This is a genomic window from Streptomyces sp. NPDC037389 (genome assembly GCF_040636475.1).
GTDB classification, from domain to species: Bacteria; Actinomycetota; Actinomycetes; order Streptomycetales; family Streptomycetaceae; genus Streptomyces; species Streptomyces hesseae.
The window spans coordinates 464495-490390 of the sequence record NZ_JBEZUS010000001.1 but is presented as its reverse complement, the minus strand read 5'-3'; the positions used below and the strand labels follow the sequence as shown (position 1 = coordinate 490390).

The 25896-nt window shown below is 74.9% G+C and carries 23 protein-coding genes and 1 riboswitch; of the genes, 13 read left to right on the top strand and 10 right to left on the bottom strand.

Features of this window, described 5'->3' with window-relative positions; translation table 11 throughout:
* Positions 1-5 precede the first annotated feature (5 nt).
* From AB0E98_RS02350 to rsmH, 3 genes are read right to left on the bottom strand one after another with little or no spacing between them, the layout of a single operon-like run.
* The gene (locus AB0E98_RS02350; protein ID WP_361697657.1) at positions 6-1907 is read right to left on the bottom strand and encodes a penicillin-binding protein 2; all 1902 of its coding nucleotides are present in this window, start codon (positions 1905-1907) and stop codon (positions 6-8) included.
* A 7-nt stretch (positions 1908-1914) separates the two neighbouring features.
* Positions 1915-2535 carry a septum formation initiator family protein gene (locus AB0E98_RS02345; protein WP_361697654.1) on the bottom strand — a complete coding sequence of 207 codons (621 nt, stop codon included), beginning with the start codon at positions 2533-2535 and terminating at the stop codon, positions 1915-1917.
* Positions 2532-3491 carry a 16S rRNA (cytosine(1402)-N(4))-methyltransferase RsmH gene (gene rsmH, locus AB0E98_RS02340; protein ID WP_361697652.1) on the bottom strand — a complete coding sequence of 320 codons (960 nt, stop codon included), beginning with the start codon at positions 3489-3491 and terminating at the stop codon, positions 2532-2534. The genes AB0E98_RS02345 and rsmH overlap by 4 nt, the downstream gene beginning before the upstream one ends.
* A 432-nt stretch (positions 3492-3923) precedes the next feature.
* On the opposite strand from rsmH, the gene AB0E98_RS02335 reads away from it, so the two are divergent.
* The 4 genes from AB0E98_RS02335 to AB0E98_RS02320 all read left to right on the top strand — a co-directional run bounded on the left by AB0E98_RS02335 (position 3924) and on the right by AB0E98_RS02320 (position 9688).
* A complete protein-coding gene (locus AB0E98_RS02335) occupies positions 3924-4487 on the top strand; it encodes a carbonic anhydrase (protein ID WP_361697649.1) in 564 nt (187 codons plus the stop codon).
* A 284-nt stretch (positions 4488-4771) separates the two neighbouring features.
* Positions 4772-5734 carry an AAA family ATPase gene (locus AB0E98_RS02330; protein WP_361698139.1) on the top strand — a complete coding sequence of 321 codons (963 nt, stop codon included), beginning with the start codon at positions 4772-4774 and terminating at the stop codon, positions 5732-5734.
* Positions 5734-7257, top strand: a complete 1524-nt coding sequence (locus tag AB0E98_RS02325; protein ID WP_361697647.1) for a DUF58 domain-containing protein — start codon at positions 5734-5736, stop codon at positions 7255-7257. The genes AB0E98_RS02330 and AB0E98_RS02325 overlap by 1 nt, the downstream gene beginning before the upstream one ends.
* Before the next feature lie 64 nt (positions 7258-7321).
* Complete coding sequence (locus AB0E98_RS02320; protein WP_361697645.1) at positions 7322-9688, top strand: DUF3488 and transglutaminase-like domain-containing protein; 2367 nt, start codon at positions 7322-7324, stop codon at positions 9686-9688.
* Between the two features lie 124 nt (positions 9689-9812).
* On the opposite strand, the gene AB0E98_RS02315 is transcribed toward AB0E98_RS02320, so the two are convergent.
* A complete protein-coding gene (locus AB0E98_RS02315) occupies positions 9813-10217 on the bottom strand; it encodes a DUF3040 domain-containing protein (RefSeq protein ID WP_361697643.1) in 405 nt (134 codons plus the stop codon).
* A gap of 236 nt (positions 10218-10453) precedes the next feature.
* Complete coding sequence (locus AB0E98_RS02310; RefSeq protein WP_361697641.1) at positions 10454-11209, bottom strand: methyltransferase; 756 nt, start codon at positions 11207-11209, stop codon at positions 10454-10456.
* A gap of 230 nt (positions 11210-11439) precedes the next feature.
* Between AB0E98_RS02310 and AB0E98_RS02305 the strand changes: the two genes are divergently transcribed.
* From AB0E98_RS02305 to AB0E98_RS02285, 5 genes are all read left to right on the top strand, one after another.
* Positions 11440-12207: an ATP-binding cassette domain-containing protein gene (locus AB0E98_RS02305; RefSeq protein WP_361697639.1), complete on the top strand. Its 768-nt coding sequence runs from the start codon at positions 11440-11442 to the stop codon at positions 12205-12207.
* Positions 12179-14338 (top strand): YhgE/Pip domain-containing protein, encoded by a 2160-nt coding sequence (locus tag AB0E98_RS02300; protein WP_361697637.1) that lies wholly within the window; start codon positions 12179-12181, stop codon positions 14336-14338. Before AB0E98_RS02305 ends, AB0E98_RS02300 begins: the two co-directional genes overlap by 29 nt.
* A gap of 35 nt (positions 14339-14373) precedes the next feature.
* Positions 14374-14988, top strand: a complete 615-nt coding sequence (locus AB0E98_RS02295; protein WP_361697635.1) for a TetR/AcrR family transcriptional regulator — start codon at positions 14374-14376, stop codon at positions 14986-14988.
* A gap of 263 nt (positions 14989-15251) precedes the next feature.
* A complete protein-coding gene (locus AB0E98_RS02290; RefSeq protein WP_361697633.1) occupies positions 15252-15857 on the top strand; it encodes a DUF4126 domain-containing protein in 606 nt (201 codons plus the stop codon).
* 95 nt (positions 15858-15952) lie between these two features.
* A complete protein-coding gene (locus AB0E98_RS02285; protein WP_361697631.1) occupies positions 15953-17467 on the top strand; it encodes an NAD(P)/FAD-dependent oxidoreductase in 1515 nt (504 codons plus the stop codon).
* A 38-nt stretch (positions 17468-17505) separates the two neighbouring features.
* On the opposite strand, the gene AB0E98_RS02280 is transcribed toward AB0E98_RS02285, so the two are convergent.
* The 5 genes from AB0E98_RS02280 to AB0E98_RS02260 form a co-directional block, all read right to left on the bottom strand.
* Positions 17506-18456, bottom strand: coding sequence for a hypothetical protein (locus AB0E98_RS02280; RefSeq protein ID WP_361697629.1), 951 nt, complete (start codon positions 18454-18456; stop codon positions 17506-17508).
* Positions 18457-18496: 40 nt separating this feature from the next.
* Positions 18497-19414: a methylenetetrahydrofolate reductase [NAD(P)H] gene (metF, locus tag AB0E98_RS02275; protein WP_361697627.1), complete on the bottom strand. Its 918-nt coding sequence runs from the start codon at positions 19412-19414 to the stop codon at positions 18497-18499.
* Between the two features lie 123 nt (positions 19415-19537).
* Positions 19538-20191 carry a thiamine phosphate synthase gene (gene thiE, locus AB0E98_RS02270; RefSeq protein ID WP_361697625.1) on the bottom strand — a complete coding sequence of 218 codons (654 nt, stop codon included), beginning with the start codon at positions 20189-20191 and terminating at the stop codon, positions 19538-19540.
* Positions 20192-20284: 93 nt separating this feature from the next.
* Entirely contained in the window at positions 20285-20650 is a 366-nt protein-coding gene (locus AB0E98_RS02265; protein ID WP_361697623.1) for an Rv2175c family DNA-binding protein, read from the bottom strand.
* Between the two features lie 130 nt (positions 20651-20780).
* Positions 20781-22007, bottom strand: coding sequence for an FAD-dependent oxidoreductase (locus AB0E98_RS02260; RefSeq protein ID WP_361697621.1), 1227 nt, complete (start codon positions 22005-22007; stop codon positions 20781-20783).
* 153 nt (positions 22008-22160) lie between these two features.
* Positions 22161-22273: riboswitch (TPP riboswitch) on the top strand.
* 102 nt (positions 22274-22375) lie between these two features.
* On the opposite strand from AB0E98_RS02260, the gene thiO reads away from it, so the two are divergent.
* From thiO to AB0E98_RS02240, 4 genes are all read left to right on the top strand, one after another.
* On the top strand, positions 22376-23524 hold the full coding sequence (gene thiO, locus AB0E98_RS02255; RefSeq protein WP_361698137.1) for a glycine oxidase ThiO: 1149 nt from the start codon (positions 22376-22378) through the stop codon (positions 23522-23524).
* Positions 23521-23745 (top strand): sulfur carrier protein ThiS, encoded by a 225-nt coding sequence (gene thiS, locus AB0E98_RS02250; RefSeq protein WP_311614329.1) that lies wholly within the window; start codon positions 23521-23523, stop codon positions 23743-23745. Before thiO ends, thiS begins: the two co-directional genes overlap by 4 nt.
* Before the next feature lie 9 nt (positions 23746-23754).
* Positions 23755-24552 (top strand): thiazole synthase, encoded by a 798-nt coding sequence (locus AB0E98_RS02245; RefSeq protein ID WP_361697618.1) that lies wholly within the window; start codon positions 23755-23757, stop codon positions 24550-24552.
* A gap of 252 nt (positions 24553-24804) precedes the next feature.
* Positions 24805-25896: protein kinase (locus AB0E98_RS02240; protein WP_361697616.1), on the top strand; the 1092-nt coding region annotated here is incomplete at its 3' end.

The following is a 25896-nucleotide window of genomic DNA, read 5'->3' as shown; positions in this document are numbered from 1 at the left end:
CCGGCTCACTCGTAGCTCACCGGCAGCCGCGGCGGCCGGGTGCCCGACGGGGGCACCTGGAGGGTCTTCAGCGCGAACTCCATGACCTGCTTGAAGACCGGTCCGCAGACCTGACCGCCGAAGTAGCTGCCCTTGGTGGGGTTCTGGATGGCGCAGTAGACGGTGATCCGGGGCTGGTCGGCGGGGGCGAAGCCGGCGAAGGAGGCGGTGTAGCCGTGGTAGCGGCCGGTGGTGGGGTCCACCCGGTTGGACGTGCCGGTCTTGCCCGCGACCCGGTAGCCGGGGATCTTCGCCTTGGTGCCGGTGCCCTCCTGGTCGTCGACGACCGACTCCAGCATCTCCGACAGCTGCCGGGCGGTCTTCTCGCTGATCACCCGGGTGCGGGGGGACGTGTCGACGGGGGTGAAGCGGCCGTCGGGCCCCTTGGTGCCGCGCACCAGGGAGGGCTGTACGCGCTCGCCGCCGGCCGCGATGGTGGAGTAGACGGAGGCGGCCTGGACGGCGTTGAGGGACAGGCCCTGGCCGAAGGGGATGGTGTAGGCCCGCGAGGACTTCCACTCCCCCGGCCTGGCCAGCAGGCCGGGCGTCTCCCCGGGGAAGCCGAGGCCGGTGGGGCGGCCGATGCCGAACTTGCGGAGGTAGGTGTAGAGGACCTGGTTGGCCTCTTCCCGGGTCTTGCCCAGCTGCTCGCTGGCCAGGATCGTGCCGATGTTGCTGGACTTGGCGAGCACCCCGTTGAGGGTCAGGTGCCAGGTGGGGTGGTCCACGTCGTCGGCGAAGGCGCGGTCGGCGCGCGGCAGCCGGTTGGGGACCTCCACATGGGTGTCGGGCGTGGCGACGCCCTCCTCCAGCACGGCGGCCATTGTCATGATCTTGCTGACGCTGCCGGGCTCGTAGGCGTCCTGGAGGGCGGCGTTGCCCAGCGCGGAGCGGTCGGCGTGCTCCAGGTCGTTGGGGTCGTAGCCGGGGGCGTTGGCCATGGCCAGGATCTGGCCGCTGCGGGTGTCCTGGACGACGACGTAGCCCCGGTCCGCGCCGGAGTCGCGCACCTGCTTGGCGACGGCGTTCTGGGCCGCCCACTGGATGTCGCGGTCGATGGTCAGCTCCACGTCGGAGCCGGGCACGGCGGCCTGCTCCTTCATGTCGCCGGTGGGCACCTGCCGGCCGCCGGACTGGGCGTAGACGCGCTTGCCGTTCTGGCCGGCGAGGGTCTCCTCCAGCTGGGCCTCCAGGCCGCCGCTGCCCCGGCCGTCGCCGTTGACGAAGCCCAGCAGGCCGGCGGCCAGGTCGCCGTTGGGGTAGACGCGCTTGCTGTGCGACTCGCGGTTCACCCCGGCCAGGACGTTGACGCCCTGCTTGCGGCGGGCCTTCTCCTGCTGTGCCTTCTTCAGGTCCGCGATCTTCTTCCAGACCTGCGGGGTCTGCCGGCGGGCCAGTACGACGTACTTCGACTTGGGGTTGGCGGTGAGCTTCTCCTCCAGGACGCCCGCGTCCTCGCCGAGGACGGGGGCCAGCAGCCGGGCGGCCTGCGCGGCCGCGCCCTCGGCCTTGATCCGCTCGGGGGTGAGCAGGTCGGGGGCGGCGGTGATGTCGTAGGCGTCGACGGTGGTGGCCAGGTCCACGCCGGTGCGGTCGGTGATGGCGCCGCGCTCGGCGGCCAGCGTCACCGGGATGTAGCGGTTGACGTTGGCGCGGGCCGCGTAGGCGCCGGCGTCGACGGCCTGCACCTGGAGCAGCCGGACCGTGAAGACCAGCAGGACGAGCGTGAAGCCCACGCCGATCGCCCGCAGCCGGGGCCGGGGGTTGCCCAGCCGCAGGGAGCGGTCACCGGGGCGGGGGCGCGCCGGCCGGGCGACGGGGCGCGCGGGCCCGGGAACCGGGCGGCGGGGCTGCCTGGGCGCCGTCACGACTCACCTACCTGACCTGTTGGGGGTTCCCGCCCACCGGGGCCGGGGGGAGGGCCGGGTTGGGACGTGCCGGCGCGGGGGCGTCGGCGGGCCGCCCGGCGGCCGGGGGCCGTGCGGGGGCCTGTGCCGCCGGGGCCGGCGCGTCCCCGCCGCGGAGCACGGCGGGCGGCGGCCCGGGGGTGGCCGCCGGGGCGACGAGGGGCTCGGGGGCCAGCGGGGGCAGGCCACGGGGCTCGGGGGGCGCGAAGGCCGCCGGGTCGGCGGGGTTGGCGGTGGTCGCCGGGGCGGGGGCGCCCTTGACCGTGCCGTCGGGCAGCAGGAAGGCCGGACTGCCGCCGGGGATCATGCCCAGCTCCCGGGCGCGGCGCTCCAGCGCGTCCGGGGCGGCGAGCTGGTCGACCTCCTGCTGGAGCGCCTGCTGCTCGTCGGTCAGCTCGGTGGTGGTGCGCTGGAGCCGGCTGAGCTCGAAGGAACCCTGGTTCAGGGAGGAGTTCAGCAGCAGCAGCGAGATGAGGCCGGAACCGAGGAGCACCACGACCAGCAGGACGAACGGCGTACGTTTCGCTCCCGCGGGCCCGGCGGGCAGCAGCCGCACCAGGCGGCCGCCCCGGCGTCCGGCCGGGCTCACCGGACGTCCTCGCGGATGCGTTCGACGCCGCGCAGCCGGGCGGGGGCGGCCCGCCGGTTCTCGGCGATCTCCTCCTCCGTGGGCAGCTCGGCACCGCGCGTCAGCAGCTTCAGGCGCGGCTGGTAGCGCTCGGGCACCACCGGCAGCCCGGGCGGCGCGGTGCTCGTGGCGCCGGCGGCGAAGACGCTCTTGACGATGCGGTCCTCCAGCGACTGGTAGGACAGCACCGCGATCCGGCCACCGACGGCCAGGGCCGCGACGGCGGCCGGGATGGCCGCCTCCACGCTGGCCAGCTCGGCGTTGACCTCGATGCGCAGCGCCTGGAAGGTGCGCTTGGCGGGGTTGCCGCCGGTGCGCTTGGCGGCCTGCGGCAGGGCGTCGCGGATCAGCTCGACGAGGCGGGCGCTGTTGGTGAAGGGCTCCTTCTCCCGCTCGCGGACGATGGCCGAGACGATGCGTTTGGCCTGCTTCTCCTCGCCGTACTGACGAAGGATGCGCACCAGCTCGCCCGGCGGGTAGGTGTTGAGGACCTCGGCGGCGCTGACGCCGGTCGTCTGGTCCATGCGCATGTCCAGCGGGGCGTCCTGCGCGTAGGCGAAGCCGCGGTCGGCCTCGTCGAGCTGCATGGAGGAGACGCCGAGGTCGAAGAGGACGCCCTGGACCTCGGGGATGCCCAGCCGCTCCAGCACCTCGGGCAGCTCGTGGTAGACGGCGCGCACCAGCGTGGCGCGGTCGCCGTAGGGGGCGAGCCGCTCGCCGGCGAGCGCGAGCGCGGTGGGGTCGCGGTCGAGGGCGACGAGCCGGGCGTCCGGGAAGGTCTTGAGCAACGCCTCACTGTGCCCGCCGGCGCCGAGGGTGCAGTCGACCACGACGGCTCCGGGCGCGGTCAGCGCGGGGGCGAGCATGTCCAGGCAGCGCTGGAGCATGACGGGGACGTGTCGCGCGTTGCTGCTCATGCGCCCTTCTGAGATATGGGGAGGCGCGGCGCCGCGTACCGCCGGGTCCCCGCCCGCTCGAAGGGGAACGGACGTTCCGGCGCCGGGGAAGTGACGCCGGGCGACCGGGAGCGGGAGGAGGCCGAGGGGTACGTACGCACCGTGCCACGTGGTGGTTCTTCGGTTCCGGGGAGCGTTCCGGGGAGCGTCACGCCTCCCACTTCGCGCCACTTTAGTCCACTCGTCCTCGCGGTCAATCAACCGGCCGGTGCGTGCGCGTCCCGCCGCCCGGGCAGCGGGGACCACCCGGCGGAACGACCGGCTCCGGACGGCTGCCGGACGGTGGCCGGACGGTGGCCCGGCGGGGCCGGTGAACGGCCGGTTACCGGGCGCTGCCCTGGTCAGGGACGCCCGCGCGTGCGCGGCGGCCGGTCAGAGGCTACGTTCATCCCTATGCCGATATCCGCGTCACCGTCGCACACTCCCGGCTCCGGCCAGGGCCGTACGGGCACCCCGGAGCCCACCGTCACCGACCGGCTGGTGGAGGCCAACGACCGGTACGCAGCCGCGTTCGCCGACCCGGGCATGGATGCCCGGCCCGTGCTGAAGGTCGCCGTGGTCGCGTGCATGGACGCCCGTCTCGACCTCCACGCCGCCCTGGGCCTGGAACTGGGCGACTGCCACACCATCCGCAACGCGGGTGGCGTCGTCACCGACGACATCATCCGTTCCCTCACCATCAGCCAGCGCGCCCTGGGCACCCGCTCGGTCGTGCTGATCCACCACACCGGCTGCGGTCTGCTGGACCTCACCGAGGACTTCCGGCACGAGATCGAGGCCGAGGTCGGCCAGCGGCCGGCGTGGGCCGTGGAGGCGTTCAAGGACCTCGACCAGGACGTCCGCCAGTCCATGCAGCGGGTGCGGACCTCGCCGTTCCTGCCCCACCGCGACGACGTGCGGGGCTTTGTCTTCGACGTGACGACCGGCCTGCTGCGCGAGATCGACCCGAGCTCCTGACCGCAAGGCCTGTGGACGACTGGTGCGGCGCGCGCCGCACCAGTTGTCCACAGGCGGTGACGCCACGCCGTGCGGACGGCCAGAATGCGTAGGGACGCCCGGCCGCCACGCGGCCCCGGGTGCCGAAACGGGGTGGGTCGGGCCATGCGCCGCCGGGGTTTCCGGCGGGCCCCCGGCCCTGGTGAAGGGCCGAGGAGGGCCGGGTGACGACCTATGACGAGCGAGCCAGCCATGGGGGTCCTGGGGGTCCGCCCGCTCCGGCGGAGCCGGGGGGAGCGGCGGGGCTGACCGCCACCGCGGAGCGGGTGCGCCGCTCGGTGGAGAGCGTGATCGAGGGCAAGCCGGAGGTCGTGCGGCTGGCGCTGACCGTGCTGCTCGCCGAGGGACACCTGCTGATCGAGGACGTGCCGGGCGTGGGCAAGACGATGCTCGCCAAGGCGCTGGCGCGCTCCGTCGACTGCTCTGTGCGGCGCATCCAGTTCACCCCGGACCTGCTGCCCTCCGACATCACCGGTGTGAGCGTCTACGACCAGCAGCGCCGCGACTTCGAGTTCAAGCCCGGCGCGATCTTCGCGCAGATCGTCATCGGCGACGAGATCAACCGCGCCTCGCCCAAGACGCAGTCGGCACTGCTGGAGTCGATGGAGGAGCGCCAGGTCACCATCGACGGGCACACCTATGAGCTGCCCAGCCCCTTCATGGTCGTGGCCACCCAGAACCCGGTCGAGATGGAGGGCACGTACCCGCTGCCCGAGGCCCAGCGCGACCGCTTCATGGCCCGGGTGTCCATCGGCTACCCGGGCCCGGAGGCCGAGCTGCGGATGCTGGCCACCCACGGCGCGCTCTCCCCGCTGGACGACCTCCAGCCCGTCGCCCACGCCCACGAGATCGTCAAGCTGATCGACGCGGTCCGCGCCGTGCACGTCGCCGAGTCCGTGCTGCGCTACGCGGTGGACGTGGTCGGCGCCACCCGGCAGCACCCCGAGCTCAGACTCGGCGCGTCGCCGCGCGCGACCCTGCATCTGCTCCGGGCGGCGAAGGCCGCGGCCGCGCTGGCCGGGCGGGAGTTCGCCCTGCCCGACGACGTCCGGGCGCTGGCGGTGCCGGTGCTCGCCCACCGGCTGCTGCCCACGGCGCAGGCCCAGCTCGGCCGGCGCACCGCCGAGCAGATCGTCGTGGACATCCTGCGGCGCACCCCGCTGCCCGACCCGTTCGGCCAGCAGCAGCCCGGCGCCCGGAGGCTGTGATGCCCGCCCCGGGCGGCCCGCCCGACGACGGTGAGGCCCGCGGCGGGCTGTGGGCGGCGTTCGGCGGGCTGACCACCCGGGGGCGCTCCTTCCTGGCGGCGGGCGTGGCCGCGACGGCCTGCGCCTATGTGCTGGGCCAGGAGAATCTGCTGCGGGTGGGGCTGCTGCTGGCCGTGCTGCCCGTCGTGTGCGTGGTGGTGCTCCACCTCACCCGGCACCGGGTCACCGGCAGCCGCCGCCTCGCGCCCGCGCGCGTGCCCGCCTCCGCCGAGGCCCGGGTGAGCCTGCGCGTCGACAATGTCTCGCGGCTCCCCACGGGCCTGCTGATGCTCCAGGACCGCGTGCCCTACGTACTGGGCCCGCGCCCCCGCTTCGTACTGGACCGGATGGAGCCGGGTGGGCGGCGCGAGGTCTCCTACCGGGTCCGCGCCGACCTGCGCGGCCGCTACCCCCTGGGCCCGCTCCAGCTGCGGCTGACGGACCCGTTCGGGATGTGCGAGCTGACCCGGGGCTTCAGCGCGTACGACACCCTGACCGTCGTGCCGCGCGTCGACCGGCTGCCGCCGGTGCGCCTGGGCGGCGAGGCGGCGGGCCACGGCGACGGCCGGTACCGCGTCCTCGCCCTCGCCGGGGAGGACGACGTCATTCCGCGCGGCTACCGGCACGGCGACGATCTGCGCCGGATCCACTGGCGCTCCACCGCCCGCTACGGCGAGCTGATGGTGCGCCGCGAGGAGCGGCCACGGCGCGCGCACTGCACGGTGCTGCTGGACACCCGGGCCGTCGCCTACGAGGGTGCCGGGCCCGACTCGCCCTTCGAGTGGGCCGTCTCGGGGGCGGCCTCGGTGGCGTCGCACCTGCTGGAGCGGGGCTTCACGGTGCGGCTGCTGACCGACACGGGCAGCTCCCTGCCGGGCCACGACGCCCCCGGCGGCTACACGAGCTCCGCCCCCGACCCGTCCGGCGCCGCCGGCCTGATGCTGGACGCCCTCGCCGTGATCGACCACTCCGAGGGCACCGGCCTGTCCTCCGCCCACGAGTCACTGCGCGGCGCCGCCGGGGAGGGCCTGCTGGTGGCGTTCCTCGGCGACCTGGACGAGGCACAGGCGGCACTGGCCGCCCGGATGCGCCCGCGCGGCGGCACGGCGGTCGCCTTCGTCCTGGACGCGGCCGCCTGGGCGGGCGCCCCCGAGGGCGGCCCGGCCCGGCGCGCGGCCGGCGAACGGCTGCGCGTCCTGCGCGACGTGGGCTGGACGGCCCTGCCCGTCGCCCCCGGCACGGCGCTGCCCGACCTGTGGCGGCTGGCGGCCTCGCCGGGAGCGTTGGGTGCCCTGGGCTCCCTGGGCGCCCCGGCCGGCGCGTACGGCACGACGACCGTGCCGGGCACGGCGGACGGGTGGCCGGTGGAAGGGGCGCCCGGGGTCTGGGCGCCGCCGCACGCCGCCGCAGCCGGCCGTGCCGGAGACATGGGTGACGCGGCGGCCTCCGCTACGGCCGGGGGCACACGGGAGCCGAAGCCGTGAGCGGCGCGGCACGGGCCGGGGTGGCCTCCGGGGCAGGCGGCAGCGACGAAGCAGGGGGCCGGGCGTGAGCGGGCGGGTGCGGTTGGCGGTTTGCGGGGTGCTGGCCACGCTGGGGGCGGCCTGCGCGATGCTGCCCCTGGTCGACCGGACCGTCTGGATCCTCCAGGCCGCGTTCCTGCTGTGCGTCCAGACAGCGGTCGGCGTGGCGGCCCGCCGGGTGCCGCTGACCCGGTGGCTGACGGTCGCGGCGCAGGCCCTGGTCGCTCTGCTGCTGCTCACGCTCGTCTTCGCCCGCGAACGGGCCGTCGGCGGGGTGCTGCCGGGCCCCGACGCCTTCGAGGAATTCGGCCGGCTGCTGCGGCAGGGCGTGTCCGACGTAGGGCAGTACGCCATCCCCGCTCCCGGGACGACAGCCATCCGGCTGCTGCTGATCGGCGGCGTCCTGGTGGTCGGGCTGGTGGTGGACGCCCTGGCGGTCACCTTCCGCGGCGCCGCCCCGGCGGGCCTGCCCCTGCTCGCGCTCTACTCGGTCGGCGCCGGGCTGTCCAAGGGCAGCGCGGACTGGCTGTGGTTCCTCGCGGCGGCGGCCGGCTATCTGCTGCTGCTCCTGGCCGAGGGCCGGGACCGGCTCGCGCGCTGGGGCAGAGTGTTCGGCGGCGCCGCCGGCACCCCGCCCGGCGCGACCGCGGGCCTCGCGGCGGGCGGCGGCCCGGCCCTGGCCCCGGTGCGCACCGGGCGGCGCATCGGGGCGCTCGCGCTGGGACTCGCCCTGGCGCTCCCGGTCGCGCTGCCCTCGATCGACGGCGGGCTGCTGGCCGCGCGCGGCACGGGCGAGGGACCCGGCTCCGAGGGCGGCACCATCTCCGCGGTCAACCCGCTGGTGTCGCTCCAGAACAGCCTCAACCAGCCGGAGAACCGGGAGCTGCTGCGCTATCGCACGTCCACGCCGTCCGTCCAGGACCTGTACCTGCGCATCGTCGCCCTCGACCGGTTCGACGGTGCGTCATGGCGCGCCTCCGAGCGGCGCATCACCGATGTGCCCGACCCGCTGCCCACCCCCGCCGGCCTGGCCGCCGGGGTCCGTACGGCCCGGATCGGCGTCTCCGTCGCGGCCTCCGACGGCTACGGCCAGAACTATCTGCCCCTGCCGTATCCGGCCGAGCGGGTGCGGGTGCCGGGCCAGTGGCGGTACGAGCCGGAGGGCCGGGCGCTGGTCGGCGACCACGGCCAGACCACGCGAGGCGTGCGCTACCAGGTGTCGGGGCTGCTCGTGGAGCCGACGTCCGCTCAGCTCGCGGCCGCGCCCGCGCCCCCGGAGCAACTGCTGCGCGAATACACACGGGTGCCCTCCGTGATGCCCAAGGTCGTGGCGGAGACGGCCCGGAAAGTGACCGCCGGTGCCACCGACTCCTACCAGCAGGCGGTGAAACTCCAGGACTGGTTCGCCGCGAGCGGTGGCTTCCGCTATGACACGGAGGTGCGTTCGGGAAGCGGCCCCGACGCCATAGCGCGCTTCCTGGAGGAGAAGCAGGGCTTCTGCGTCCACTTCTCCTTCGCCATGGCCGCCATGGCGAGAACGCTGGGCATCCCCGCGCGCGTGGCCGTCGGCTTCACCCCGGGCACCCCGCAGCCGGACGGCACGGTGTCGGTCGGCACCAAGGACGCGCACGCCTGGCCCGAGCTGTACTTCGAGGGCGCCGGGTGGACGCGGTTCGAGCCCACGCCGAGCCGTGGCACCCCGCCCGAGTACACGGTCGCGCAGGCTCCTTCCGCCCCCGACCCGGGCGTCCCGGCCCCGGAGCCCGGCCGTACCAGGGCGCCGCAGCCGGCGCCCTCGGCGGACGGCGGCTGCCCGCCCGAGCTGAAGAAGCTCGACGGCTGCCCCGGTACCGTCCAGCGGGCGGAGACCGGCGAAGTCTCCGGCGGTACGTCGCCGCTCGCCCTGGCCGGCGTCCTCGTGGCCGCGCTGGCCGCCCTGCTGCTGCCCGCGCTGCCCCACCTGTGGCGGAGACGGGCCCGTGCCCGGCGGCTCGACGGCCGGGCCGGCCCGCGCCCGCTGGCCGCCTGGCGCGAGCTGACCGACTCCGCGTGGGACTACGGCATCCCGCCGGACGACTCCCTGACCCCCAGGATGGCCGCGGCCCGCATCGTCCGGGACGCCCAGTTGGCCGGGCCGCCCGCGGAGGCGGTGGGGAGGCTGGCGACGGCGGTCGAGCAGGTGCTCTACGCTCCGTCGCCTCCGCCCGCCGAGGCGGCCGTCGCCGACGTCGAGGCCGCCCAGGCGGGGCTGCGGGCCTCTGCGGGGCGCTGGGCGCGGGTGCGGGCCGTTGTGGCGCCGCGGTCGGCGGTGCGGGTCGTTTGGGCGTGCGGGACGGCCTGGACGAGGGCGGGTGCGCGCCTGCGGCGGGCGATTCCCTGGCGGGGGCGCTAGGGGGCGCTAGGGGGCGGCAGCCCCCTGGGAAACGGTGAAAGGGCGAGGCCGGGGAAGACTCCCCTCACATACGCCCGTGGGGCCGGGACATCCGTCCCGGCCCCACGCGTAAAGACAAAGCGGGCTAGTGCCCCTGCTCATCCCGTCGCCGCTGCCACCGCTGCTCGATGCGGTCCATCATGCCGCGCCGGCGGCCGACCGGCCGCCGTGCCGTGCCCGCGGGCCCGCCGGGCCCGCCGACGCGCCGGACACCGGGCCTCGGCGCCTTGCGCCACCCCGTCACCGCGAGGACGGCGCAGCCCAGCATGACGAGGAAGCCCGCCACGCTGATCCAGATCCGCTGGGTGACCATTCCGGCCATGAGGAGCGCGATGCCCACCAGAAAACCCGCGACCGCCTGGTAGACCCGTCGCCGGGTGTACGTGCGCAGGCCGCTGCCCTCGAGCGCCGTGGCGAACTTGGGATCTTCGGCGTACAGCGCTCGCTCCATCTGCTCGAGCATGCGCTGCTCGTGCTCCGAGAGCGGCACGGAGTCCTCCTACTCGTCGGTCGCGGGGGGCGACCGGGTGCGACCCTTTCAGGATAGGCAGGGAATCGCCCCCGTGAAACCCGCCCCTCTGCGCCAATTCGGCCACCGGCCCCGGGGTGGCGATCGATGCCGTCGGGACGTACATTCCCTGCCTGCCGATCGGCCATGCCGGACGGTGTCCCCCGATCATACGGGGCGAACGAGCTGATCGGGTGGGGTCTGTCCGAGGGGTGGAGTCAGTCCCGCTCGGCCAGGACGTGCAGCTGGGTGGCGATGGAGTGGAAGGCCGGCAGTTCGGCCGCGGCGGCCTCCAGCCGCAGCAGCGCGTCCAGCGCGCCGGGCTCGTGGTCGACGAGCACGCCGGGCACCAAGTCGGCGAAGACGCGCACGCCGTGCACCGCGGAGACCTCCAGGCCCGCGTCGCCGACGAGGCCGGAGAGCTGCTCGGCGCTGAAACGACGGGTGAGCGGGTCGCCGGCGCCCCAGTGGCCGGAGGGGTCGGCGAGGGCCTGATGGGCCTCGGTGAAGTGCCCGGCGAGGGCGCGGGCGAGCACGGCGCCGCCGAGGCCTGCGGCGAGCAGGCTGAGGGTGCCGCCCGGGCGGAGCGCCGCGACGACGTTGCGGACGCTGTCGGCGGGGTCCTCGACGTACTCCAGCACGCCGTGGCAGAGCACGACGTCGAAGCCGCCGCGGTCGACGACGTCGAACAGGCCGTGCGCGTCGCCCTGGACACCGCGCACCCGCTCGGCGACCCCCGCCTCGGCGGCCCTGCGCTCCAGCGCGAACAGCGCGTTGGGGCTGGGGTCGACGACGGTGACGTGGTGGCCGAGCCGGGCGAGCGGCACCGCGAACTTGCCGGAGCCGCCACCGGTGTCGAGGATCTCCAGGGCCTCCCGGCCGGCGGCCTTGACCCGGCGGTCGAGGGCGTCCTTCAGGACCTCCCAGACCACGGCGGTACGGAGGGACGCCCGGGGGCGCAGCGGGTCTGACACGGCGGGTGACTCCTCGGCGGGGTGACTGCGGGGTGACTGACGTCGGGCGGCACCAGCCTAATGGGCCGGGGCCCGGCGCCCCGCACCTCTCGCCACGCGCCCTCCCGCACCCGCGCGAACCGGCCACGACCTGCACGAACTCCCTCGCACCGGACCGGGGTTGACGGAGGAGGGGAGCAATCCGCATACTTTTGCACTGACCAGTCAGTCCAAGATTGCCTGGAGGTCCTGTGGACGGCAAGGACGGCACCCCGCACGGAGCCGCGATCGCGGCGGAGGGCCTCGGTGTCCGGGGGCCGCGCGGCTGGGCGTTCCGCGCGGTGGACGCCGACGCGCCACCCGGTTCGCTCGTGGCGGTCGAGGGCCCTTCCGGCTCGGGCCGCACCTGTCTCCTGCTCACTCTCACCGGCCGTATGCGGCCTTCCGCCGGACGCGCCGAGGTCGCGGGCCTGGCCCTGCCCCGGCGGATGGCGGCCGTCCGGCGTGTGAGCGCCCTCGCGCACGTCCCGGGCGTCGCCGAGCTCGACGGCTCCCTGACCGTCGGCGAGCACCTGCGCGAACGGGCACTGCTCCAGCGGCGGTTCGGCACCTCGCCCGGCGCACTGTTCCGCACCGGGGCGGAGAAAGCGGCGCGGGAGTCGACCCGTAACGAGGCCGTGCTCACGGCCGCCGGGCTCGATGTGTCCGCGCTGCCCAAGGGCGCCGGCACGGCCGTACGGGACCTGGGGCGGCTGGAGGCGCTGCGGCTGGCGCTGGCCCTCGCGCTCGTCGGCGCGCCCCGGCTCGTCGCGGTGGACGACACCGACCTCAAGCTCACGGCCGCCGAACGCGACCGGGTGTGGGCGCTGCTGCGTTCGCTCGCCGGGGCCGGTACAACCGTGCTCGCGGTGTGCGCGGAGGCGCCGCCGGGCGACGCGGTGGTCGTCCGCACGGAACAGACCACACAGCGGGCCCCGAAGGGAGCGGCGGATGCGCTCGCCGAAATTGGCCGTCCTTGAGCTGAAACGATTCGGGAGGGGCCGGCTGCCGCGCGCCGCGCTCGTCGCCCTCCTCCTGCTGCCCCTCCTCTACGGCGCGTTGTACCTGTGGTCCTTCTGGGACCCCTACGGGCGGCTCGACAAGGTGCCGGTGGCACTGGTCAACGCCGACCGGGGCACGACCGTGGACGGTGGGCGACTGGCCGCGGGCGACTCGATCGTCAAGGGCCTGCGCGGCTCCAAGTCCTTCCAGTGGCACGAGACGAGCGCCGCCGAGGCCCGCAAGGGGGTCGAGAAGGGGACGTACTACCTCTCGTTGACCATCCCGGCCGACTTCAGCGAGCTGCTCGCCTCCAGTTCGGGCGACTCCCCCGTGACCGGCGCGCTCCAGGTCCGTACGAACGACGCGAACAACTACATCGTCGGCCAGATCTCCCGCTCGGTCTTCTCCGAGGTCCGCGCCGCCGCGTCCCGCAGGACGTCGCGTTCCTTCTACGACAGGATCTTCGTCTCCTTCTCCGGCCTCCACGGAAAGACGGAGGAGGCGGCGAACGGCGCCGACCGGCTCGGCGAGGGCATCGGCGAGGCCCGCAAGGGCGCCGGGGACCTCAAGGACGGCCTGACCCGCGCCCGGCACGGCAGCGGCGAGCTGGAGCAGGGCGTGGACCGGCTGCACACCGGCGCGGGCACCCTGGACTCCGCCGCGCGGCAACTGGCCACCGGCGCCTCGCGGGTGGCGGACGGCACCCGGCAGCTGGCCGACAAGGTGAACGGCGTCGCCGGCAAGGAGGGCGCGTTCGTCAAGGAGCACGCGGGCGAGATCGGGGAGGCCGCCCGCGGCGTCGCCCGCGAGGCGCGAACCGTCCGCGAGCACCTGGCCGACCTCCCCTCCCCCGCCGTCACGGGCCCGCTCGCCAGGGCCGGCAGGCGCGGCGCGGACGACCTGTCCGCCACGTACGACAGGCTGTGCGCCACCGGAACCAGCGCCGGCACCGGCACCGGCACCGGCGCGACGGGGGACTTCTGCCCGGCCCTGAAGAAGGCCGTGTTCGCCGCGCGGCAGTCGGCCGAGGGTGCCGAGAAGCTCGACGCGCTGATGCGGAACGAGAACGGCGAGCTCGACCGGCTTCCCGGACGGCTGGACGCCCTGCGCGCCTCCGCCGAACGGCTCGCCGACGAGGCCCCCGACCTGGCGCGGGACATCGACGGCGCCGTACGGAAGGTCAACGCCCTCAACGACGGTGCCCAGCAGGTGGCCGAGGGCGCCGGCCGCCTCGGCGCGGGCGCCGGAAAGCTGCGCGACGGGCTCGGCACCGCCAGGACGGGCGCCGCCGACCTCGACGACGGCATCGGCAGGCTGCGCGAGGGCGCGGACACGCTCCAGGGCGGCATGGTCAAGCTGTCCGACGGCTCCACCCGGCTCGCGGGCGGCCTCCACGACGGCGCCGCGAAGATCCCCGACTACGGCAAGAAGGACCGCGACACCCGCACCGAAGTGATGGCGGACCCGGTCGCCCTGGCCGCCGAGGCGCTCCACAAGGCCCCCGACTACGGCACCGGATTCGCCCCCTACTTCATCCCGCTCTCGCTCTGGGTGGGCGCGATGGTCGCCTACATGTTGATCCAGCCCCTCAACCGGCGCGCGCTGGCCGCCGGGGCCTCCGCCGGGCGGATCGCGCTGGCGGGCTGGCTGCCCGTCGTCGCCGTCGGCGTCCTCCAGGCGGCCGCGCTGCTGGCCGTCCTCCACTGGGCGCTGGGCCTGCGACCGGTCCGGGCGGCGGGCACGGTGGGCTTCCTCGTCCTCGTCGTCGCGTGTTTCGCGGCCGTCGTCCAGTGGCTGAACGCCCGCTTCGGGCCCGCCGGGCGCATCCTCGTCCTCGCCCTGCTGATGCTCCAGCTGACCTCGGCGGGCGGCACCTACCCGGTGCAGACCAGCCCCGCGTTCTTCAACGCGATCCACCCCTTCCTGCCGATGAGTCACGTCGTCCAGGGGCTGCGCCACCTCATCACCGGCGGCGGGCTCGCCCCCGTCTGGCAGGCTTGCGGCGTCCTGGCGGCCTTCACCGCCGCGGCCCTGGCCCTGACGGCCTGGTCGGCACGGGGCAAGCAGGTCTGGTCCGTGGACCGGCTGCACCCGGAGCTGAGCCTGTGAGCGCGAATACACCCGGTACAGGGAGAATCACCCTCATGGACAGCAGCGGTACGCGCCGGCAGAACACTCGACGCAAGCTCTTCGAGGCAGCGGTCACCCTCATCGCCGAACAGGGTTTCTCCTCCACCACGGTGGACGAGATCGCCGAGCGCGCCGGCGTCGCCAAGGGCACGGTCTACTACAACTTCGCCAGCAAGACCGTGCTGTTCGAGGAGCTGCTGCGGCACGGCATCGAGCTGCTGACCGACTCCCTCCAGGCCGCCGCCGACGAGACCGCCGAGCGCGGCGGCAGCCGGGTCGACGCCCTGGACTCGATGATCCGGGCGGGCCTGGACTTCATCACCCGCTACCCCTCGCTCACCCAGCTCTACGTGGCCGAGCTGTGGCGCACCAACCGGGCCTGGCAGTCGACGCTGATGCAGGTGCGCCAGAAGGCGATCGCCGTCATCGAGTGCGTCCTCACGGACGCGGTCGCGGCGGGCGAGCTGAGCACGGAGCTGGACATCCCGCTGACGGCGTCGGCGCTGTTCGGCATGGTGCTGGTGGCGGCGCTGGACTGGCAGTCGTTCCAGCCGGAACGGTCGATCGACGAGGTGCACTCGGCGCTGTCGCGGCTGTTGCAGGGGCGGGTGAGCGGCGCCGGCCGCTAGCGCGCGAACGTCCGCCGGCCCGGTGCGGTCCGATCCCCCTCGGTCCGCACCGGGCCGGCGTTCCCCCGTGTCTCCCCCGGTCGCGTCAGGGTCCGCCGTGCGCCGTTCCGCCGCCCCGTATCGGCGGTGCCGGCTCCGGCGGTCCCTTCCGCGACCACCACTCTTCCTCCCCGACGGGGTGCGCCCCATCCGCGCGCGTACTCATCTCCGTCCCTGAGTACGCGTACTCAGGCCGCCTCGGGACGGCGGTTACGATCATCCGCGTGTCGGTGCTTCCTTTGGTTTTCACGAGCGGCTGGGCCAGCGGTATCAACGCCTACGCCGTGGTCCTCCTGCTCGGTCTGCTCGGCGCGACGGGGGTGAGCGACGACGTGCCCGGGGCCCTCCAGCGCCCCGACGTCCTCATCGTGGCCGGCGTGCTCTTCCTCTGCGAGGCCGTCGCCGACAAGATCCCGTACGTGGACACGGTCTGGGACGCGGTCCACACCGTCGTCCGGCCCATCGCCGGAGCCGTGGTGGGCGCGCTGCTGGCCGGCCAGCACGGCTCCCTGCCGGAGCTCGCCGCGGGCGCGGTGGGCGGCTCGGCCGCGCTGCTGAGCCACCTGGTGAAGGCGGGCACGCGCATGGCGGTCAATACGTCGCCGGAGCCGGCGAGCAACATCGTGCTGAGCCTGGCGGAGGACCTGGGCGTCGCGGCTCTGATCGTGTTCGCGATCTTCCATCCGCTGGCGGCAGCGATCATCGCGGGAACGTTGCTGGCGGCGGGGATCGCGGTGGTGGTCTTCCTCTGGAAGCGGGTACGGGCGTTCCTGCGGCGGCGTCGTGAGCGGCGGAGGGGGCTTTCTCCCCAGCCCCGCCCCTTCCCGTAACCGGGGGTCCGGGGGCGCGAGGGGGCGGCAGCCCCCTCGGAAACGGAGAAAGGGCGGGTCAGGGGCATCCCCACCGCCCCGATAGGCTCGAAACCATGGCACGGATCGCAGTAATCGGCGCCGGCATGGGCGCCATGGCAGCCGCCGCCCGGCTCGCTGTCGCAGGCCACGGCGTGGCCGTGTACGAGCAGGCGGAAACACACGGCGGAGGCGTCGGACGCCTCGTCCGGGACGGCTTCGTCTTCGACACCGGCCCCGCCCTCCTGCACCTGCCCGCCGTCTACCGCGATCTGTTCGTCAAGACCGGCAAGGAGCCGCTGGAGCAGAGCGTCGGGCTCGTCCAGGTCGACCCCGCGAGCCGCCATGTCTTCCCCGACGGCACGGACTTCACGCTGCCCAACGCCTCCCGGGCCGGTGTCGTCGCCGCGCTCGACGCGGCGGTGGGCCCGGGCGCGGGCGAGCGGTGGAGCGAGCTGGTGAACCGGGCGCGCGAGGTGTGGGACGCGACGCGGCGCCCGCTGCTGGAGGAGCCGCTGCGCGCGGAACGCGCCGAGGCCCTGGGCCGGGACCCGTATCCGGCGCTGCCCCACCGCAAGGGGCTGTTCCGCCGCCCGGTGCCGGTGACGCTCGCCTCCGTCGCCGAACGGGAGCTGACGGACCCCCGTCTGATCGCCCTGCTGGAGAGCCACGCCCTCGCCTACGGGCTCGACCCGCGCCACGCGCCCGGGAGCGCGACGGTCCTGCCGTACATGGAGCAGACCTTCGGCAGCTGGTACGTGACCGGCGGCATGCGCGCGCTCGCGGACGCGCTGTACGAGCGGTGCCTGGCGCGGCGCGTGGAGTTCCACTTCGGTTCCGGCGTCGTCGGCGTCGTGGAGAAGGACGGGCGCGCGGCCGGGGTGCGGCTGGCCGACGGAAGCGTGGCCGAGGCCGACGTGGTGGTGGCCGGGGTCTCCCCCGCCCGGCTCGCGGCCCTCGCGCCGGGCGCGGTGGAGTCCGCGCCGGCGCCTTCGGCGCCCGTGCCCCCGGGCAGGTTCAGCGTGTTCCTGGCGCTCTCCGGCGCCCGCCCCGAGGGCACCGCGCACCGTACGGTCGTCCACGGCGATGACCGCGCGGCGGAGCTGGACGCGGTCTTCGGCGCCGCCGCCGCGCGCTTCTACCGCCCGACGGTGACCGTGCTCCGGCCGGGCGACCCGTCGACCGTCCCCGCCGACGGGTACGAGGCCGTGACCCTCACGGCCACGGTCGCGCCGCACGGCGAGCGCGTCGACTGGCGTGACAAGCGGATCGCCAGGGAGTTCGCGGACCGGATGGTCGAGGCCGCGAAGGCGGCGATTCCGGATCTCGCGGAGCGGAAGCTGTGGCGCGGGGTCCGCACCCCCGCCGACACGGAGGCGGCGACCGGGGCCGAGGGCGGCGGGGTGCCCGCGCCCGTACTGGCCGGCGCGCGGGGGGCGTTCCTGCGGCCGGGCAATCTCACCCGGCTGCCCGGGCTCCATCTGGTGGGCGGCTTCGCCCACCCCGGCGGCGGACTGGCGCACGCCGGGATGTCGGGGGCGATGGTCGCGGGCCTGGTCGTCTCCGGGGCCGACTGGCGCGGCTCCCAGTAGGACGCCGAAGCCCGCCGGGCTTCAGCAGCCGGTAGCGCTCAGTAGCGGTAGCGCTGTTCGTCGTACCCGTGGCCGTACGGCGGCGGGTTCTGCTCCGGCGGGGCCGCCGGGGTGCCCGGGGTGTCGGTGTCCCGCTGCTGCGGCACCCAGACTCCGCCGGGCGGGGTGTCCGTGTCGTACTGCTGGGGGGCGTACGCGCCCGCCGAGTAGGCGCCGACACCGTACTGCTGCTGGGGGTAGGACTGCTGCTGACCGTAGGCGTCGTACGTCTCGTAGGACGGGGGACGGTTGCCGATGTACGGGTCGGAGTAGGACGCGTACTGGCCCTGGGCCTGCCCGTAGTCGAAGGCGCCGCTGTCGAAGGCGCTGCTGTCGTAGCCGCCCTGGGCGGGCGTGCCGCCGTACGAGCCGAAGTCGGCGCCGCCCGGGACGTCGTGGCCCATGAGGTGGGGCTGTTCGGCGGTCGGCTGCGGAGGGACGCCGTGCGTCAGGTCATGGGCGCCGCCGAGGCCACCGCTCGCGGCCGTGGCGCCCGCCGCCCCGGCGCCGATCGTCGGCAGGGCGTCGGGGCCGGAGGCCGGCAGAGTCAGGTCGGGGGCCGCCGGGGACGGACCGGCCGGGGCCGGGGGACGCTCGCCGCCCTTGCGACGACGCCCGGCGCGGCCTCCGGCGGACCGGGGCTTCTCCGCGCCGGAACCGGCGCCACCGGCCGGACCGGCAGCGTCGCCGTCCTTGCCCCGGCGGAGGGCCCAGCCGCGGGAGAAGCCGCGCCGGAAGGAGAGCGTCACAAAGGTCTGCCCCACCCCGAAGGCGAGGGCGCCGATGATGATGACGACCACGGACGGCACGATCACGCCGGCGACCACGCCGAGGAAGCCTGTGAAGGCGAGCAGCCGCCAGCGCAGCCGCGCCTTGTACTGCAGCAGCACCTCGGCGAGCAGCCAGAGCGCGACGACGCCGAACGCGATGTAGAGGACCGTCCAGCCCATCCAACGCCCCTCTCGTACGGCCGCCGTCGCCGGCCGGCCGTCAGGACCGCTGGTGCAGTCCCAGGTTCTGGTAGATCTCCAACGTGGCCGTGGAGTGGTTCAGGGTAATGAAATGCAACCCGGGAATCTCCTCGGCCATCAACCGAGCACACAAGTCCGTCGCGTACTCGATCCCGATTGAGCGTACAGCGGCCGTGTCGCCCTTGACCGCGAGGATCCGATCGGCGAGCTCCGAGGGGAACGCCGCGTTGCTGAGCTGTGCGAATCGTTCGATCTGCCGCACGTTCGTGACCGGCATGATTTCCGGGATGATCGGGGTGTCGCAGCCGGCCGCCGCGACCCGGTCGCGCAGCCGCAGGTAGTCCTCCGGGTGGAAGAACATCTGGGTGATGGCGAAGTCGGCGCCCGCCCGGCACTTGTCCACGAAGTGCCGGATGTCCGCCTCCCAGTCCGTGGAGCGCGGGTGCATCTCGGGGAAGGCGGCGACGCCCACGCAGAAGTCGCCGGACTCCTTGATGAGCCGGACGAGCTCGGCGGCGTAGCGGACGCCCTCGGGGTGGCGCACCCACTCGCCCATGGGGTCGCCGGGCGGGTCGCCGCGCAGCGCGAGCATGTTGCGGATGCCCACGTCGGCGTACTGCCCGATGACGTTGCGCAGTTCGGCGACCGAGTGCTCGACGGCCGTCAGATGGGCGACGGGGGTGAGGGTGGTGTCGGTGGCGATGCGCTCGGTGGCGCGGACCGTGCCCTCACGGGAGGAGCCGCCGGCGCCGTAGGTCACGGAGACGAACGTGGGGGCGACGGCTTCGATCCGCCGGATGGCGTCCCACAGGGTTCGTTCGCCCTTCTCCGTCCTGGGGGCGGCGAACTCGAACGAGTACGAGCGCTCGCCGGAGGCGAGCAGCTCACGGACGGTGCGCGCGTGGTCCGTCCTGGTGGAGGCAGTGCCAAGGGCCATACCGGCAAGTTAACCAGCGGCGCGGTGGGCACCCCAACCAAGAATGGCGTTATGCCCGTTTGATCCGGCGGATGTCCATGATCTGTCCCACTCCTTGGACAGTGGCTCCTTGGACGGCGACGGTCACACGTCGTAGGCGCGGACGCGCTTGGCGAGCCGCGCGGCCGCCTCGCCCGGGTCGTCCGCCTCGGTGATCGCGCGGACCACGACCACGCGGCGCGCGCCCGCGTCCAGCACCTGCTCCAGATTGCCCGCGTCGATGCCGCCGATGGCGAACCACGGCCGGGCGGGCGCGAGGGAGGCCGCGTGGCGCACGAGGCCGAGGCCCGGGGCTTGGCGGCCGGGCTTGGTGGGCGTGGGCCAGCAGGGGCCGGTGCAGAAGTAGTCCACGCCGGGCTCGGCGACGGCGGCGGCCACCTCGGCCTCGGCGTGCGTCGAGCGGCCGATCAGGACGTCGTCGCCGAGGATCGCCCGGGCGGCGGGCACGGGCAGATCGCCCTGGCCCAGGTGGAGCACGCCGGAGCCGGCGGCGTGGGCGACGTCGGCGCGGTCGTTGACCGCGAACAGCTTGCCGTGGCGACGGGCGGCCTCGGCGAAGACGGCGAGGTGCTCGAGCTCCTCCCCCGCCTCCATGCCCTTGTCGCGGAGCTGGACGATGTCCACTCCGGAGGAGAGGACCGCGTCGAGGAACTCCGGCAGGTCGCCCTGGCGCTTGCGCGCGTCGGTGCACAGATACAGCCGGGCCTCGGCGAGCCGCTCGCGCGCGGTGACGGACATCGGGTGCTTCTCCCCCCGGTGGGTGGTGTGCGGGCGCGGGACAGGCCCCGCGCCCGCACACCGGACGGTGCTACAGGCGGTGCTACGGAAAGGTCAGACGGCGAGCGCCTGGGCGCGGCGCTTCACCTCCGTGCCACGATTCTCGCTCAGCGCCTCCGCGGGGGTGCCGGGCAGGGTCGGGTCGGCGGTGAACAGCCACTCGATCATTTCCTCGTCGCTGAAGCCGTCGTCCCTAAGCAGCGTCAGGGTGCCGACGAGGCCCTTGACGACCTTGCCCTCGCTGATGAAGGCGGCGGGCACCATGAGCACACGGTTCTCGCCACGGCGTACGGCGATCAGCTGGCCCTCCTTGACCAGCTGCCGGACGCGCGTCACCTCGATGCCCAGCATCTCCCCGATGTCGGGGAGGTTGAGCCAGGCGGGCACAAGCGCATCGATCTTCACGTCAATCTCGGTCACGGGACAAGCCTGCCATCCGGGACTGACAGCCGGTAGCCGGGTTGACCCGAGCCGGGCCCCGGCCACCCCACCGGCCCCCCTCGGAGGGGCCTCGGACCCGCCCCGCCCCGCCTCGGACCACGGTCCTGCCTCAGACCACGGCGGCCTTCAGCGGAACGGACGCGTCCGCCGCCCTGGCCCGGTCCAGGACCGCGCCCTTCTCGATGAGCTTGCGCCCCTGGGCCAGATCGCGCGGCCGTCCCACGGCCAGCAGGGCCACCAGGACGCCCGAGCGCAGCCAGCACACCGTCCAGGCCGCGCCGGTGGGGTTGCCGCGCCAGACGAGCTCGTCGGCGGCCGCGTGGTGCCCCGCGTACTGCACGAACCGGCCGAACTGCTCGGACCAGAAGTACGGCACCGGGTCGTAGACCGAGCTCTCCTCAGGGCCGTGGACGACGTTCTCGGCGACGGTCCGGGGGCCCTGGAGGGCGTTGTCCCAGTGGTGGACCAGCAGCCGCTCGCCGTAGCGGGCCGAGGGGAAGGAGGCGCAGTCGCCGACGGCGTAGACGTCCGGCAGCGAGGTGCGCAGGCGGTCGTCGGTGACGACGGAGCGGTCCGCCGCCAGCTCGATGCCCGAGCCCGCGAGCCAGCCCGTGGCCGGGCGAGCGCCGATGCCGACGACGACCGCGTCGGCGGGCAGCCGGGTGCCGTCGTCGAGGACGACCGCGCCGGGCTCGACGGCCGTGACCCGGGCGCCGGTCAGCAGCCGGGCGCCGCTGTGGGCGTACCAGTCGACCATGTGGGCGGCGACCTCGGCGGGCATGGCGCCCGCGAGCGGCCGGTCGGCGGCCTCGACGACCGTCACCCGGCAGCCCGCCTCCCGGGCGGCGGTGGCGAACTCGGCGCCGATCCAGCCCGCTCCGACGGCCACGATGTCCTGCTGCCGGGCGAGGACCGGGCGCAGCCGCTCGGCGTCGTCGACGGTGCGCAGGACGTGGACGCCGGGCAGGTCCGCGGCGCCGGGCAGGCCGATGGGCTCGGCGCCGGTGGCGACGACCAGGACGTCGTAGCCGAGGGGCCCCTCGGCGGTGTCCAGGACGTGCTCGGCGGCGCGCAGGCCGGTGGCCGCGAGGCCGAGCCGCAGGTCGATGCCGAGCGAGTCGAAGTCCACGGCGAAGGCGGAGCCCTCGGCCTTGCCGAGCAGCACGGACTTGGACAGGGGCGGCCGGTCGTAGGGCTGGTGCGGCTCGTCGCCCAGGAGGGTGATCGCGGCTGTCCAGCCCTGCTCGCGCAGGGCGATGGCGGTCTGCACCCCGGCCATGCCCGCGCCGACGATCACGACGCGCCGGTCACTGCTGGTGTTCGTCTCCTCGCTCACACGATCAACTGTAGGCCCGACGCCCCGGTACGCCGGAGCGCCGCGTGAGGAGACCTCTGACACAACGTCACGCCGCGGCGGCGTCGTACGGGCCGCCGACCGTGCCCGGCCGCCCTTCCGGGCGGTCCTCGGGCCGTACTAGGGTGGCAAGCTGCAAGCACTCGCGGGAGCCCGGGCGGACCGGGCTGAGAGGGAGGCTGGACGGCCTCCGACCGTACGAACCTGATCCGGGTCATGCCGGCGAAGGGAGGGGCTGGACGCCCATGCACGCGCATCGAACCCCTGGGGATCGAACACCGGCACATCGAACCAGGGCGCGCCCCGCGCGCCCGTACCGTCTCGGTCACGCCCCCTGGACACCTGACGTCCTGGTGATCGGCGGCGGTCTGATCGGCCTGGTCACGGCCTGGCGCGCGGCCCAGCGCGGACTGCGCGTGGCCGTGGCCGACCCCGCGCCCGGCGGGGGCGCGGCCCGGGTGGCCGCCGGGATGCTGGCCGCCGTCACCGAGCTCCACTACGGCGAGGAGACCCTGCTCGCCCTCAACCTGGCCTCGGCCCGGCGCTATCCGGCCTTCACGGCCGAGCTGGAGGAGGCCGCCGGCCTGGAGACCGGCTACCGCGCCTGCGGGACGCTCGCGGTCGCCCTGGACTCCGACGACCGGGCCCATCTGCGGGAGCTCCACGCCCTCCAGCTGCGCTGCGGCCTTACGTCGCAGTGGCTGACCGGGCGCGAGTGCCGCCGGCTGGAGCCGATGCTCGCGCCGGGCGTGCGCGGCGGCCTCCACGCCCTCGGCGACCACCAGACCGACCCCCGGCGGCTCGCCCGGGCGCTGCTGGCGGCCTGCGAGCGCGAGGGCGTGGCCTTCCACCGCTCGGAGGCGGTGCGGCTGCTGCTGACCGGGGACCGGGCCACGGGGGCGCAGCTCGCCGACGGCACCCGGATCGCCGCCGACCGGACCGTCCTGGCCGCCGGGAGCCTCAGCGGCCGGCTGGCGGGCCTGCCCGAGGACGTCGTACCGCCGGTCCGCCCGGTCAAGGGCCAGGTCCTGCGGCTGCGCGTGCCGGAGGCGTACACGGCCGCGGGCGGGCCGTTCCTCTCCCGGACGGTGCGGGCCGTGGTGCGCGGCGGGCACGTCTACCTCGTGCCGCGTGAGAACGGCGAGCTGGTGGTCGGGGCGACGACCGAGGAGCTGGGCTGGGACACGACCGTGACGGCCGGCGGCGTCTACGAGCTGCTGCGCGACGCCCACGAGCTGGTGCCCGGCATCACCGAGCTGCCGCTCGTGGAGACCCTCGCCGGGCTGCGCCCCGGCTCGCCCGACAACGCCCCGCTGCTGGGCCCCACCGCCCTGCCGGGCCTCTTCGCGGCCACCGGCCACCACCGCAACGGCGTGCTGCTCACCCCCGTCACCGGGGACGTGATGGCCGAGGCGCTGACCACCGGCCGGCTGCCCGAGGAGGCCCGCCCGTTCTCCCCCCTACGCTTCACCCCCGCACTTCAGGAGCAGCCCGCATGACCGGCAGCGACATGACCACGCACATCATCAGCGTCAACGGCGAGCCGACGACCGTCCCGGCGGGGACGACGCTCGACGGGCTCGTGGCGACGCTCACCACCGAGCGCGGCGGGGTCGCCGCCGCCGTCAACGAGGCCGTGGTCCCCCGGGGCCAGTGGCCGGCGACCGCCCTCGACGAGGGCGACCGGGTCGAGGTGCTCACCGCGGTACAGGGAGGCTGATCAGCACAGATGGCGGACGATCTGCTCACCATCGCGGACACCCCGTTCACCTCCCGGCTGATCATGGGCACGGGTGGTGCCCCCAGCCTGGACGTCCTGGAGCGCGCCCTGCTGGCCTCCGGCACGGAGCTGACCACGGTCGCGATGCGCCGGCTGGACGCGACGGTACGGGGCTCCGTGCTGTCCGTCCTGGAGAAGCACGGCATCCGGGTGCTGCCGAACACGGCGGGCTGCTTCACGGCGGGCGAGGCGGTCCTCACCGCCCGGCTGGCCCGGGAGGCGCTCGGCACGGACTGGGTCAAGCTGGAGGTGATCGCCGACGAGCGCACCCTGCTGCCCGACCCGATCGAGCTGCTGGACGCCGCGGAGATCCTCGTCGACGACGGCTTCACCGTGTTGCCGTACACCAACGACGACCCGGTCCTGGCCCGCAAGCTGGAGGATGTCGGCTGCGCGGCGATCATGCCGCTGGGCGCGCCCATCGGCTCGGGCCTGGGCATCCGCAACCCCCACAACTTCCAGCTGATCACCGAGCGGGCGGCCGTCCCGGTGATCCTGGACGCGGGCGCGGGCACCGCGTCGGACGCGGCGCTGGCCATGGAGCTGGGGTGCGCGGCGGTGATGCTGGCGTCGGCGGTGACGCGGGCGCAGGAGCCGGTGCTGATGGCGGAGGCGATGCGGCACGCGGTCGAGGCGGGCCGCCTCGCGCACCGCGCGGGGCGGATCCCGCGCCGCCACTTCGCGGAGGCGTCGTCTCCTACGGAGGGTCTCGCGGCTCTGGACCCGGAGAGACCCGCGTTCGCGTGACCGGGGGGGCGCCCCGGCGCGGCTTGCGCCTGCGGCGGGCCGGCCCTGTCCCGGCCCTTTCGCCGTTTCCCAGGGGCGCAGCCCCCTGGGACCCCCGCTACCGGCGCCTGCCGGTTTGTGCCCACCGGGCAGCAACCGCCCCCGGCATCCGGAGCTCGGCCGCAGGCGTCCTGTTACCGTTCGGCTGCAGATCAGACGAGCGAGCCGCTCGCCATGCGGGGCCCCCGTCAGGGACTCGTAGACTCGTGTGCCGTGGATACGACCCTGCCCGACCCCCTTGTCGACCAGCTGCTCGACGGCCGCTACCGCGTCGAGGCGCGAGTCGCCGTGGGCGGCATGGCCACCGTCTACCGCGCGCTGGACACCCGGCTCGACCGGGTGCTCGCCCTGAAGGTGATGCACCCCTCGCTCGCCGCGGACGGCGTCTTCGTGGAACGTTTCATCCGCGAGGCGAAGTCCGTGGCCCGCCTGGACCACCCCAATGTGGTGAGCGTCTTCGACCAGGGCACCGACGGCGCGTACGTCTATCTGGCGATGGAGTACGTGGCCGGCTGCACCCTCCGCGACATCCTGCGCGAGCGCGGCGCCCTGGGGCCGCGCGCCGCGCTCGACATCGCCGAGCCCGTGCTGGCCGCCCTGGGCGCCGCCCATCTGGCGGGGCTGGTGCACCGGGACATGAAGCCGGAGAACGTGCTCATCGGGGACGACGGCCGCGTCAAGGTCGCCGACTTCGGGCTCGTCCGGGCGGTGGACAACAACACCACGAGCAGCACCGGTGCCGTCCTGGGCACGGTGTCGTACCTCGCGCCCGAGCAGATCGAGCACGGCACGGCCGATCCCCGCGCGGACGTCTACGCCTGCGGCGTCGTCCTGTACGAGATGCTGACCGGCGCCAAGCCGCACAGCGGCGGCACCCCCGCGCAGGTGCTCTACCAGCACCTCCACGAGGACGTGCCGGCCCCGTCGGCTGCCGTCCCGGGGCTCGCGCCGGAGCTGGACGCCCTGGTGGCCTCGGCCACGGCCCGGGACCCGCTGCTGCGCCCGGCCGACGCGGCCGCCCTGCTGGGGCGGCTCCGCCAGGCACGCGCGGCCCTGTCCGAGGAGCAGCTGGACCTGGTCCCGCCGCGGGCGGCGACCCCCGCCGCCGGTGCCGTCCCGGCCGGCTCCGAGGACCGTACGAGCGTCATCCCGCGCCCGGCCGCGTCGCGGCCCCTGCCGCCGCCCGCGCAGGAGGACGCCCTCAACCGCACCACCCGGCTGGAGCTCCCGGCGACGCCGCCGCCCCCGCCGCCGGGCCCGGCGGCCCCCCCCCCGCCCCCCCGCCGGGCCCCCCGGCGGGGCGCG

Coding starts and splice junctions, on each gene's coding strand:
- rsmH (WP_361697652.1), bottom strand. CDS start 3,491: ATGAGCAGCAACGCGCGACACGTCCCCGTCATGCTCCAGCGCTGCCTG.
- AB0E98_RS02335 (WP_361697649.1), top strand. CDS start 3,924: ATGCCGATATCCGCGTCACCGTCGCACACTCCCGGCTCCGGCCAGGGC.
- AB0E98_RS02325 (WP_361697647.1), top strand. CDS start 5,734: ATGCCCGCCCCGGGCGGCCCGCCCGACGACGGTGAGGCCCGCGGCGGG.
- AB0E98_RS02300 (WP_361697637.1), top strand. CDS start 12,179: ATGCGCTCGCCGAAATTGGCCGTCCTTGAGCTGAAACGATTCGGGAGG.
- AB0E98_RS02295 (WP_361697635.1), top strand. CDS start 14,374: ATGGACAGCAGCGGTACGCGCCGGCAGAACACTCGACGCAAGCTCTTC.
- AB0E98_RS02285 (WP_361697631.1), top strand. CDS start 15,953: ATGGCACGGATCGCAGTAATCGGCGCCGGCATGGGCGCCATGGCAGCC.
- AB0E98_RS02280 (WP_361697629.1), bottom strand. CDS start 18,456: ATGGGCTGGACGGTCCTCTACATCGCGTTCGGCGTCGTCGCGCTCTGG.
- metF (WP_361697627.1), bottom strand. CDS start 19,414: ATGGCCCTTGGCACTGCCTCCACCAGGACGGACCACGCGCGCACCGTC.
- thiE (WP_361697625.1), bottom strand. CDS start 20,191: ATGTCCGTCACCGCGCGCGAGCGGCTCGCCGAGGCCCGGCTGTATCTG.
- thiS (WP_311614329.1), top strand. CDS start 23,521: ATGACCGGCAGCGACATGACCACGCACATCATCAGCGTCAACGGCGAG.
- AB0E98_RS02245 (WP_361697618.1), top strand. CDS start 23,755: ATGGCGGACGATCTGCTCACCATCGCGGACACCCCGTTCACCTCCCGG.